This is a genomic window from Oleiphilus sp. HI0066 (genome assembly GCF_001635725.1).
Genome location: NZ_LWFH01001574.1, coordinates 1 through 1,127 on the forward strand (window position 1 = coordinate 1; position 1,127 = coordinate 1,127).

The window sequence follows — 1,127 nt, forward strand, 5'->3', positions numbered from 1 at the left end:
AACCAAGAAAAATAAACCTAACCACACCACGTCGACGAAGTGCCAGTACCATGCTGTCGCTTCGAAGCCAAAGTGATTTGCTTTATCGAAGTGGCCTATACGCACTCTGAAAAACATAATGATCAACATTAGAGTCCCAAGCGTTACGTGTGCACCGTGAAAACCCGTCAATAAGAAGAAGGTCGTGCCATAAATCCCAGAAGACAAGGTCAGATCGAGGTCATTATAGGCATGCACATATTCATAACCTTGGAAGTATAAGAACACGACGCCTAGGGCAATGGTCGCACCCAACCACAAGGTTAATTTGCCACGATCCCCATCTTTTAACGCATGATGCGCAATCGTGATCGTGACACTCGAAGCCACCAATAAAGCAGTATTAAGTAACGGAATTCCCCAAGGACTAATCAATGCGCTCGGCCCTGGATATAACTCGTTATTTGGGTTCACCATTAATGGCCAAGTCGCCTCAAACTCAGGCCATAACAACTCGCCTGTTGAGGTATTCGCGCCCTCTCCGCCGATCCATGGGACAGCCAATACTCGGATATAAAACAAAGCGCCAAAAAAGGCCGCAAAAAACATCACTTCTGAGAAGATAAACCAACTCATCCCCCAGCGGAAAGATCGATCCATTTGCTCACTGTAAAGACCTTGTTGACTCTCTTGGATGACGTGCCCAAACCAACCAAAAAGCATATAGGCCATGATCAATGCGCCTATCATAAAGGTTAGCCAAGACATACCGGTCGATTCACCAGCAGAGCTCGCGTTCATCACGCTGCCAGCACCAACGACCGTTAAGAAAAGTCCTACTGTTGCAACAATAGGCCAGCGACTCTGCGCTGGAACGTAATAGCTTGTTTCTGCACTCATTCTTAGACTCCTTATCTCATAAAGACGCGCTTAACCGCTCGCGGACGTCTGATAAATTTTTATAGTGCTGCTTGTGTTGTTGTTTCTTCTAATTCTTCTGGGTCGAGCGTCTCTGTTTGATCAAATAAGGTGTAAGACAAAGTCAATGTACCTAAATGATCGGGCAAGGCCTCGTCGACGACGAAACGTAAAGGCATCAAAACTTCTTCGCCTGCTTTGAGTAATTGTCGTGTAAAACAAAAACACTC

At 45.9% G+C, this 1,127-nt stretch carries 2 protein-coding genes; both read right to left on the reverse strand.

The annotated features are described in order from the left end of the window. The coding region (locus A3738_RS24880; protein ID WP_068763922.1) for a cytochrome c oxidase subunit 3 at positions 1–879 on the reverse strand (879 nt) is incomplete at its 3' end. 59 nt (positions 880–938) lie between these two features. Then, positions 939–1,127 (reverse strand): cytochrome c oxidase assembly protein (locus A3738_RS24885; RefSeq protein WP_197474015.1); only part of this gene is annotated, 189 nt, incomplete at its 5' end.